The organism is Rhodopseudomonas palustris (assembly GCF_003591005.1).
Lineage (GTDB): Bacteria > Pseudomonadota > Alphaproteobacteria > Rhizobiales > Xanthobacteraceae > Rhodopseudomonas > Rhodopseudomonas palustris_K.
In genome coordinates this window covers 1-10,651 of the sequence record NZ_QYYD01000056.1, presented here as the reverse complement: position 1 = coordinate 10,651, position 10,651 = coordinate 1, and the positions used below count along the sequence as shown (strand labels likewise).

Annotated in this window: 9 protein-coding genes; 1 reads left to right on the top strand and 8 read right to left on the bottom strand. The window is 65.9% G+C overall.

Features of this window, described 5'->3' with window-relative positions; translation table 11 throughout:
• Positions 1-195 precede the first annotated feature (195 nt).
• The 7 genes from recJ to D4Q52_RS25685 form a co-directional block, all read right to left on the bottom strand.
• Entirely contained in the window at positions 196-2,037 is a 1,842-nt protein-coding gene (gene recJ / locus D4Q52_RS25715; protein WP_119859432.1) for a single-stranded-DNA-specific exonuclease RecJ, read from the bottom strand.
• Between the two features lie 205 nt (positions 2,038-2,242).
• Entirely contained in the window at positions 2,243-2,971 is a 729-nt protein-coding gene (locus D4Q52_RS25710; protein ID WP_119859431.1) for a haloacid dehalogenase type II, read from the bottom strand.
• Between the two features lie 170 nt (positions 2,972-3,141).
• Positions 3,142-3,585: a GNAT family N-acetyltransferase gene (locus D4Q52_RS25705; RefSeq protein ID WP_119859430.1), complete on the bottom strand. Its 444-nt coding sequence runs from the start codon at positions 3,583-3,585 to the stop codon at positions 3,142-3,144.
• 11 nt (positions 3,586-3,596) lie between these two features.
• Entirely contained in the window at positions 3,597-4,601 is a 1,005-nt protein-coding gene (gene glpX, locus D4Q52_RS25700; protein ID WP_119859429.1) for a class II fructose-bisphosphatase, read from the bottom strand.
• A 61-nt stretch (positions 4,602-4,662) separates the two neighbouring features.
• The gene (locus tag D4Q52_RS25695) at positions 4,663-5,982 is read right to left on the bottom strand and encodes a homoserine dehydrogenase (RefSeq protein WP_119859428.1); all 1,320 of its coding nucleotides are present in this window, start codon (positions 5,980-5,982) and stop codon (positions 4,663-4,665) included.
• A gap of 72 nt (positions 5,983-6,054) precedes the next feature.
• Positions 6,055-7,275: an LL-diaminopimelate aminotransferase gene (locus D4Q52_RS25690; protein ID WP_119859427.1), complete on the bottom strand. Its 1,221-nt coding sequence runs from the start codon at positions 7,273-7,275 to the stop codon at positions 6,055-6,057.
• Between the two features lie 191 nt (positions 7,276-7,466).
• The gene (locus D4Q52_RS25685; RefSeq protein WP_234831325.1) at positions 7,467-7,826 is read right to left on the bottom strand and encodes a hypothetical protein; all 360 of its coding nucleotides are present in this window, start codon (positions 7,824-7,826) and stop codon (positions 7,467-7,469) included.
• 267 nt (positions 7,827-8,093) lie between these two features.
• Here D4Q52_RS25685 and phaC point away from each other — a divergent pair, with 267 nt between their 5' ends.
• On the top strand, positions 8,094-9,896 hold the full coding sequence (gene phaC, locus D4Q52_RS25680; protein WP_119859426.1) for a class I poly(R)-hydroxyalkanoic acid synthase: 1,803 nt from the start codon (positions 8,094-8,096) through the stop codon (positions 9,894-9,896).
• Between the two features lie 126 nt (positions 9,897-10,022).
• Here phaC and D4Q52_RS25675 read toward each other — a convergent pair whose 3' ends face one another.
• Positions 10,023-10,385, bottom strand: a complete 363-nt coding sequence (locus D4Q52_RS25675) for a hypothetical protein (protein ID WP_119859425.1) — start codon at positions 10,383-10,385, stop codon at positions 10,023-10,025.
• Between the last annotated feature and the right edge of the window lie 266 nt (positions 10,386-10,651).

The window sequence follows — 10,651 nt, the reverse complement described above, 5'->3', positions numbered from 1 at the left end:
CGATCGACGCCCTGCTCAAACCGCCGCCGACCATCAAAGATCAGCGACAGTTGAGCCTCAGTATTGATCAAATTTAAACCGGACAGCCGTGGGCTCGACCCGGCCATCCATCTTTGTTCGAAAGATGGATCGCCGGATCAAGTCCGGCGATGCCGTCAGTGCTGCTACAGCGCTGGAATGAACTAAGCGTCGCCGTCACCTGATCATCGTCGGCCCGGGATCAGGCACAGCGACATCGATCACACGGAGTTGCACCCGCTCGGCGCCCTGCCAGCGGTCGACCGACAGACAGCCGGCGACGTGCAGCGTCTGACCGCGGTTCTCGGTCAGCGCCTGCCCAAGCTTCTGGCCGACGCTGCGGAACGCAATGGCGTTGACGATCGCGCCGTCGCCGGACTTGAAGCGCAGCCGCAGATGCGCCTGTCCGACTTCGTCCGCATACACGAGCTGATGCGCCGGCAGCGCGACGATCGGCTCCGGATTGCCGGCACCAAACGGCCCCGCGCGGTTGAGCGTCGCGGCGAATTCCGGCGTGATGCCGCGCGCGGAGACCGCTCCATCGATCGACAGCTCATTGACGTGACGCGACTTGGCGACGTCCGCAGCCAGCTCGCTTTCCAGCCAACCGCGGAATTCGGCGAGCCGCTCCTTGCGCAGCGTGACGCCGGCGGCCATCGCGTGGCCGCCGCCTTTGATCAGGATGCCTGCGTTCACAGCCTGGCGCACTGCGCGGCCGAGATCGACGCCGCCGATCGATCGGCCCGAGCCGGTGCCGATGCCGCCGGGCTCCAGCGCGATCGCGAACGCCGGCCGGCCGAATTTCTCCTTCAGGCGCGACGCGACGAGCCCGACGACGCCGGGATGCCAGCCCTCCGACGCCGTCACGATCACCGCGCCCTTGTCCTCGAGGCCCAGCGAGGCAATTGCCTCGGCCTCGGCTTGCGCTTCAGCGTGCTGCTCGATCACACGGCGCTCGGCGTTGAGCCGATCGAGTTCGGCGGCGATCCGCGCCGCCTCCGAGACGTCGCCTTCCAGCAGCAGCCGCACGCCGAGATCGGCGCGGCCGATGCGGCCGCCGGCATTGATCCGCGGGCCCAGCATGAAGCCGAGATGGAAGACGTCCGGCGGACCGTTCAGCCGCGCCACGTCCATCAGGGCCGTGTGGCCGACGTGATCGCGCCGCCGCATCGCGATCAGCCCCTTGGCGACGAATGCCCGATTCAGCCCGATCAGCGGCGCGACGTCGGCGACGGTGCCGAGCGCGACGTGATGCAGCATGTCGAGCAAATTCGGCTCCGGCCGCTCGACGCTCCAGAAGCCGCGATGTCGCAGCTCGCGATTGACCGCGACCAGCGTCATCAGCACCAGGCCGACCGCAGCAAGATGGCCGAGCCCGGACAGATCATCGGGCCGGTTCGGGTTGATCAGCGCCTCGACCTCGGGCAGCTCGTCGGCGGTCTGGTGATGATCGATCACCACCACGCTCATGCCGAGCCGCCGCGCTTCGGCCAGCGGCTCGAGGCTGGTGGTGCCGCAGTCGACGGTGACCAGCAGCGTCGCGCCCTTGTCGGCCAGTCCGCGGATGGCGTCGACGTTCGGGCCGTAGCCTTCGAAGATTCGATCGGGAATATGGATCAGCGGATCGAGTCCGCAATGCCGCAGATGCCAGGCGAGCAGCGCCGACGACGTCGCGCCGTCGACGTCGTAGTCGCCGAAGATCGCCACCTTCTCGCCGCGCGATGCGGCGTCCGCGATGCGCGCCGCCCCCGCCTCCATCTGGGTCACCGTCGCCGGATCCGGCATCAGCTTGCGAATGGTCGGATCGAGGAAGTCGGGCACCGCATCGATCTCGACGCCGCGCCCCGCCAGCACGCGCGCCAGCATCTCGGGCAGCTGATAGCGCTGCGCAATCGCCTGCGCCCGCGCCGTGCCGCGCGCGTCGAGCCGGTCGCGCCACAGCTTGCCGGTGGCCGAGCGGGTTACGCCAAGGAATGCCGAAACCGGCTCGGGCGGCAATGCGGATGCGGGAAGCGTCATGGTCAGCGCAGATAAGCATGAGTTGAGCAACAGGCAAACTGTGCCGGAATGCGGCTGCACTGAGCCGTCATCCTGAGGCGCTCGCCCGCAGGGCGAGCCTCGAAGGATGCGGCGGCGAGCACCGCTTCAGCGACCCATCCTTCGAGGCCGCCGCTGCGCGGCGACGCCTCAAGAGGACGCCGTCCTTGTGGCGTCGCCGAAAAGTTCAGCAACCCAGCGCGTCGGCGACGCCGTTCAGATCTTTTGCCACGATGGTCCAGTCGCCGGTCGCTTCGAAATCGATCTTCTGCAGCGGGCCGTATTCGGTCGGGCGAGGGATGAATGCGGTTTTCAGGCCGAGCTTCTGCGCGGCGGCGAGATCGCCGTTGTGGGCGGCGACCATCATCACCTGCCCGGGCAGCAAGTTGAGCAGCTTTGCTGCGCCGAGATAGGTCTCCGGATCGGGCTTGTAGTGCTCGAATACGTCGCCGCCGAGCACGAGATCCCACGGCAGTCCGGCGTTCTTGGCCATCCGCGTCAGCAGGCCGACATTGCCGTTCGACAGCGGGCTGATGATGAATTTCGATTTCAGGCGGGTCAGCCCGGAAACGACGTCGGGCCACGGCTTCAGCCGGTGCCAGCCGGTGGTGATGTAGTCGAGATCGCTGTCGCTGAGATTATTCAAGCCGAACTGCGGCGCGAGTTGCTCCAGCGAGCGGCGGTGCAGATCGTCGAGCTTGATGAAGCCGCGCGACGGATTCTTGCGCACCTCGTCCATCGACGGCACATAGGCCTGCCGCCAGGCGTCGACCAAGCCGGTCCAATCACCGCTGATGCCGCGTGTCTTCGACCACGCCGTGAAGTCCTCGATCAGGCTGGTGCGCCAGTCGACCACGGTGCCGAATACGTCGAAGATCAAAGCCTGCACGTTCGTTGCGTCGGCTTTTGCAGCCATTGGTTTCTCTCCCTTGCTACGCAATCACCCGTCATTGCCTGCTTTTGTCTCGCCCTCTCATCGTCATTCCGGGGCACGCGTAGCGCGAACCCGGAATCTCGATCGGCAAGTACCAGGCTTCAGATTCCGGGTTCGCCCGCAGCTGCGCTGCGGTCGCCCCGGAATGACGACTAAAACAACTTCCGATACTGCATGAAGCCGGAATCATCGGCGATGCGGTCGTACAACAAGCGGGCGGTGGTGTTGCCGGGCTGAGTCAGCCAGTGCACGCGGCTGCAGCCGTCGGCTTCGGCGCGGGCATAGACGGCTTCGATCAGCTTGCGGCCAAGGCCCAGGCCGCGGGCGCTATTCGCGACGAACAGGTCCTGCAGATAGCAGTAGTCGCCGGCCGTCCAGCACGAGCGGTGGTAGATGAACTGCACGATGCCGGTCAGCTTGCCGCCCACATAGGCGCCGAGCAAATGCATCGGCTCGGCGGCATCGTGAAAGCGCGCCCAGGTGACGTCACTGGTCCCGGGCGCGAGCGTGGCATTGTAGAAGTCGAGGTAGCCGGCCCACAGCGGCTCCCATGCGGCGCGTTCGTCAGGGCCGACGGGACGAATCTCGACGGCCATGACCGCCCTCCTTAGTCGAGGTGGAATTTTTCGAACTGACGATGATCAGCCTTGATGTAGCGAACGGTTCCGGTCACCGAGCGCATCACCACGGTTTCGGTCTGGATCACGCCCTTGCGGAATTTGACGCCGGAGAGCAGCGAGCCGTCGGTGACGCCGGTGGCGGCGAACAGACAGTCGCCCTTCACCATGTCCTCGATCTGGTAGACAAAGTTGGGGTCCTCGATGCCCATCGACTCGGCGCGGTTGCGCTTCGAATAGGTGTCGAGCAGCAGCCGGCACTGCATCTGGCCGCCGATGCAGCGCAGCGCCGCCGCGGCCAGCACGCCTTCCGGCGCGCCGCCGGTGCCCATGTAGATGTCGACGCCGGTGTTCTCCGGATCGGCGCAGTGGATCACGCCGGCAACGTCGCCGTCGGTGATCAGCTGTACGCCGGCGCCGGTGGCGCGGATCTTGGCGATCAGCTCGGCATGGCGCGGACGGTCCAGCACCAGCGCGGTGATGCCGTGGGTCGGCACGTCCTTGGCCTGCGCCAGGCGGCGGATGTTCTCTTCCGGCGGCGCGTCGATATCGATCAAATTCTTGTCGTAGCCCGGGCCGATCGCGATCTTCTGCATGTAGACGTCGGGCGCGTGCAGCAGCGTGCCGCCTTCGGCCATCGCCATCGTGGCGATCGAGCCGGGCATGTTCTTGGCGCACAGCGTGGTGCCTTCGAGCGGATCGACCGCGATGTCGACCTTCGGGCCGCCATTGATGCCGGCGCCGACCTTTTCACCGATGAACAGCATCGGCGCTTCGTCGCGCTCGCCCTCGCCGATCACGATGGTGCCTTCGATCGGCATCTTGTTGAGTTCGCGGCGCATCGCGTCGACCGCCGCCTGATCGGCGCCCTTCTCGTTGCCGTGGCCGCGCAGACGCGCCGCCGACACCGCCGCACGCTCCGTCACACGCACGATCTCGAGCGTCAGAATGCGCTCCAGCAACGCTTGCGGCGGAACGGAAATAGTGGTCGACATCGGCTTCTCCCTGAAACTCCGCCCACACCCCAGCGGCGCGGGCACACTGTCTCTGACGATACTAATTCTTCTCGATACGAATGACCTGCGGCCGGCCGCTGATCACCTTGTCGCGCTGCACGGCCTGGAGAGCGCGGCGCACAGCGTCCTCGCTGGTCGCGTAAGTAATCAAGATCACCGGCACTGGCGCCGACTTGGCCGGCTTGCCGGCACCGTCTGTGGCGGACGCCGGATGCCGCTGCACGATCGATTCGATCGAAATCTCCTGCTCGGCAAGCCTGGTCGCGATCGTCGCGGCGGTGCCGGCGTGGTCACGCGCGAGCAGACGCAGATAATAGCCGCCTTCGTGGCGCTGCATCGGCGCCTTGCTGATTGCGGCGAGCTTGGCGACCGGCCGGCCGAACGGTTCGGCACGGATGCCGCGCGCGACGTCGGCAATATCGGCGACCACCGCCGAGGCGGTCGCGGCCGAGCCGGCGCCTGCCCCGACCAGCGTGATCGGCGCGATGCCGTCGCCGTCGATCGACACCGCATTGGTGACCCCCATCACCTGCGCGATCGACGAGGTCTTTGGCACCATGGTCGGATGCACGCGCTGCTCGATGCCCTTGGCGGTGCGGACCGCGACGCCGAGCAGCTTGACGCGGTAGCCGAGATCGTCGGCGGCGCGCAGATCTTCCGGGGTGATCGAGCGGATGCCTTCGACATAGACCGAACTCTCCGACACCTTGGTGCCGAAAGCCAGGCTGGCGAGGATCGCCAGCTTCTGCGCGGTGTCGTGGCCATCGATGTCGAAGGTCGGATCGGCCTCGGCGTAGCCGAGCCGCTGCGCATCGGCCAGGCAGGCGTCGAACGACAGCCCCTCCTGCTCCATCCGGGTCAGGATGTAATTGCAGGTGCCGTTGAGGATGCCGTAGACACGCTCGATATCGGTGCCGGCGAGCCCCTCGCGCAGCGTCTTGATCACCGGGATCGCGGCGCCGACGGCCGCCTCGTAATTGAGCGCTACGGAATGCTTTTCGGCGAGCCCGGCCAGCTTGAGGCCATGCTTGGCGATCAGCGCCTTGTTGGCGGTAACGACCGATTTGCCGGCGGCCAGCGCCGCCTCGATCGCCGGCCCGGCCGGATCGCCGGCACCACCGATCAGTTCGACGAAGCAATCGATGTTCGGGTCGGTGGCGAGCGCCAGCGGACTCTTGGCCCAGCTGATGCCGCGCAGATCGATGCCCCGCTTCTTGGTCTTCGACCGGGCGGTGACGGCCACCACACGGATCGGCCGGCCGCAGCGCGCTGCCAGCGTCCGTTGCTGCCGCTCGATCACACGGACCACCTCGGCGCCAACGGTGCCGAGACCCGCAATACCAACTCTGAGCGCGTCCATCGGGCGCCAAACCTGTCGTCTGAAGTCTGCTGAAAATCGGAGGCCGGCGAACGCGGCCTCCGGGAACCTGGCCTATCGCCGCGTGGCGAGAGGAACCACGTTGTGCAACGTTTCGACGCCGCTTTCAAGGAAGCGCCGGACACCGCGCGCCGCCTGGCGGATACGCTGCTCGTTTTCCACCATCGCAATGCGGACATAGCCCTCGCCGTGCTCGCCGAACGCGACGCCGGGCGACACCACCACCCCGGACTTCTCCACCATCAGGGTGGCGAACTGCATGCTGCCGATCTCGCGAAACGCCGGCGGCAGCGGCGCCCAGGCAAACATCGACGCCTGCGGCGGCGGGATCTCCCAGCCGGCGCGGCCGAAACTCTCGACCAGCGCGTCGCGGCGCTTTTTGTAGGTCTCACGCATCTCCCTGATGCAGTCCTGCGGACCGTTCAGCGCCGCCGTAGCGGCGACCTGCACCGGCGTGAACGCGCCGTAATCGAGATACGACTTCACCCGCGCCAGCGCCGCGATGATGCGCTCGTTGCCGACCGCGAAGCCCATGCGCCAGCCGGCCATCGAGAACGTCTTCGACATCGAGGTGAACTCGACGGCGACGTCCATCGCGCCCGGCACCTGCAGCACCGACGGCGGCGGATTGGCGTCGTCGAAATACACTTCCGCATAGGCCAGATCCGACAGAATCATGATCTCGTGCTTCTTCGCGAACGCCACGAGGTCCTTGTAGAAGTCGAGGCTGGCCACGTAAGCGGTCGGATTCGACGGATAGCAGGCGATCAGCGCGATCGGCTTGGGGATCGAATGAATGATCGCCCGCTCGGCCGCGGCGAAGAATTCGGGGGTCGGCTCTGACGGCACCGAGCGGATCACGCCGCCGGCCATCAGAAAGCCGAAGGCGTGGATCGGGTAGCTCGGGTTCGGGCACAGCACGACGTCGCCGGGCGCGGTGATCGCTTGCGCGACGTTGGCGAAACCTTCTTTCGACCCAAGGGTGGCGACCACTTGGGTGTCGGGGTTCAGCTTCACGCCGAACCGGCGATCATAATAGGCCGCCTGGGCCTTGCGCAGGCCGGTGATGCCGCGCGATGCCGAATAGCGGTCGGTGCGCGGCTTGCCGAGCACTTCCTTGAGCTTCTCCAGCACATGCGGCGGCGCCGGCAGGTCCGGGTTGCCCATCCCCATGTCGATGATGTCGGCCCCGGCGTTCCGCGCGGCCGCCTTGGCCCGGTTGACCTGTTCGAACACGTAAGGCGGCAAACGGCGGATACGGTAGAATTCTTCCATGGTCCTCGACTCCGGGGGTGCGGCTGGATCGTTACCGCGTTCTTGATCGGAGGGGAATCCGATTCAGGCGCAGAAACGCTCTTAATGGCACGATTTTGCGGCGGATCGGGTCGAGGTCGGTGTTTGCGGTGCGCCGGCCTGCGAACGGTGATCTGCCACCGCCGCCGTTCGTGCACCGGCGACGCTGACGACTATTTGGCGGCGGCCGGCTTGGCCGGCGCGGCGCTGGCATTGGCGTTCGCAGCCGCCTGGCGCTCGCGGGCGGCGATCAATTCCTGCTCGATCTTGTTGCGTTCGGCGGGGGCCAGCACAGCCTCGTCGCGGTTCGCGGGCAGATCATTGACGGCCGGGAAGCCTTGCGGCTCTTTCGGTTGCTCGGCCCGCTCACTGCCGCCCAGAATCGGCATGTCCGACACCGAGATCGAGCAACCGCCGAGGCCGAACGCACCGAGCCCCACGGCGACCACCAGCACAGCCGCACGGCCGCGCTCGGCGCCAAAGCGGCGCCGCGTCTGGACCGGCTCGGTGTCGGTGTGTCGCGCGATCTGCAAAACGTCATCCTCGACCTGGCGGCGGCGACTGGTGGCACACCGCAGCATTCATCGTCACATAACCGAACCGGGAGCCCCGTAAAACCTTATTCAGCAGCGCCGGCCGATCGGCATCATGCTGCGTCAGTGAGATGTCAATGTGGCCAAATCAAGCGCAAATGACGCACTGCAGCACATCCATTTCAGCGAGAATTACCGAACTATGTCATCATCAATGGCATAACGTGAAAGCGTACCAAACATTCGAACAGGGTGAAGCGTCCACCGATGACCGACATGCTACCAGAAACAGCGGCTGCGAAGAAGTTCGATCCCGATGCTTTCGCGCGTAATCTGGCGCAAGCGATGGAGACCGGCGGTCAGGCTTTGGCGACGATGCTGAAGCCGCGCGAGCCGGCACCGAACGGCCAGCCGCCCGCCGAACTCTCCGAAATGGTCAAAACGCTCACGCGCGTCGCCGAGTATTGGACGTCGGACCAGGCGCGCGCCGCCGAGCTGCAGGCCAAGCTCGGCAAGTCGTATCTCGACCTGTGGGGCAACGCGTCGCGCAAGCTCTCCGGCGAAACGGTCGAGCCGACCATCGAGCCGCCGCCGCGAGACAAACGCTTTGCCGACCCGCAATGGCGCAGCAACCAGTTCTACGAATTCCTGATGCAGGCCTATCTGCTGACCTCGCAATGGGCCAACGAACTGGTCGAGAAAGCCGACGGACTCGACCCGCACACCAGGAAGAAGGCGGCGTTCTACGTCCAGCAGATCACCAACGCGCTGGCGCCGTCGAACTTCGTGGCGACCAGCCCGGAGCTGACGCGGCACACGCTGGAGAACAGCGGCGACAATCTGGTGCGCGGCATGAAGATGCTGGCCGAAGATATCGTCGCCGGCAAAGGCCATCTGAAGATCCGGCAGTCGGACCCGGCCAATCTCGAGGTCGGCGTCAACATTGCCACCACCCCGGGCAAGGTGATCTTCCAGAACGAGATCATGCAGCTGATCCAATACACGCCGTCGACCGAGACGGTGCTGCGCACGCCGCTGCTGATCGTGCCGCCGTGGATCAACAAGTTCTACATTCTCGATCTCAAGCCGGAAAAGTCCTTCATCAAGTTCTGCGTCGACCAGGGCCTGACGGTGTTCGTGATCTCCTGGGTCAATCCCGACAAGAGCCTCGGCGACAAGAGCTTCGCCGACTACATGAAGCTCGGCCCGCTGGCGGCCATGGACGTCGTCGAGAAGATCACCGGCGAGCTGAAGGTGCACACCATCGGCTATTGCGTCGGCGGAACGCTGCTGGCCGCCACCCTCGCGTGGCTCGCCGAGCGCCGGCGCCAGCGCGTCACCTCGGCGACGTTCCTGACCACGCAGGTCGACTTCACCCATGCGGGCGATCTCACCGTCTTCGTCGACGAGGAGCAGATCTCGGCGCTGGAGCGCGACATGCAGGCGACCGGGGTGCTCGAAGGCGCCAGGATGGCGATGGCCTTCAACATGCTGCGGCCGAACGACCTGATCTGGTCCTACGTGGTCAATAACTACATGAAGGGCCAGCCGCCCGCGGCCTTCGACCTGTTGCACTGGAATTCCGACGCGACGCGGATGCCGGCGGCGAACCACTCCTACTATCTGCGCAATTGCTACCTCGACAACAAGCTGTCGGCCGGCACCATGGTGCTCGACGATACCCAGCTCGACCTCTCGAAGGTGAAGGTGCCGATCTACAATCTCGCCACCCGCGAGGACCACATCGCGCCGGCCGAGTCGGTGTTGTACGGCTCGCAATTTTTCGGCGGCCCGGTGAAATACGTGTTGTCCGGCTCCGGCCACATCGCCGGCGTGATCAATCCGCCGGCGGCGAACAAGTATCAGTTCTGGACCAACGACAACATCCACGCCGGCTCGGTCGCCGAATGGCTGAAGGGCGCGCAGGAGCACAAGGGCTCGTGGTGGCCGGACTGGCGCGCCTGGATCGAGCAGTTCGACGCGGACCGCGTCCCTGCCCGCGCCGTCGGCACCGAAGCCTTCCCGCCGATCGAGGACGCGCCCGGCAGCTATGTGAGGGTGCGGTCGTAGACTTTCCGTCATTGCGAGCGAGCGAAGCAATCCAGCACTCTGCAGCGCGGCTGGGTTGCTTCGTTGCGGAGCCTGTACTCGGACGGCGCGGGGCCGATCCGGGTGCTCCTCGCAACGACGCGCCAGCTACGTTGCCGTCACCCAGGCCAACACCAGCGCAAAGCCGGCAAGACCGACCGTGACGTGCGTGCCCAGCAGCACGTTGGCGGCGACCGGCGAACGGCGCGCCAACGCGGCGATGAAGCCGGAAAACGCCGACACCGCGAACAGCCCGGCCGCGACCTTGCCGAACGACAGGCCGCCGACGGCGGTCGCACCGTCCGGCGTGCCGTGCAGCAGCATCACCAGCGTCTCCAGGCCGCCAAAGCCAAGCAGCAGATGCAGTGCAACCAGCCCCTGATTGCGCTCGCCGCGCAGATACAGCAGCCCGAGATACAGCCCGAGCGCCGTCGCCGCGCTCAAAATCACCAGAACCGGCGTCACCGTCATGCCGCCTCCGTGCCCTTGCAATCAATGCCGCTAATTAAAGCACGGGGACTGATAGTTGAGAATGCCCCTCCGCGAGTCATTCCGGGGCGCGAGCGCAAGCCCGCGAACCCGGAATCTCGATATGCGGGGCACTGCAGAAGGTTTCCACAATTGCGGGATTCCGGGTTCGCACGGCTTCGCCGCGCGCCCCGGAATGATGGGGTGGACGGCCCCCGAACGGCATCGATGTGCCAGACTGAGGTTGTCGTAACTTCAGACGAGGGAGC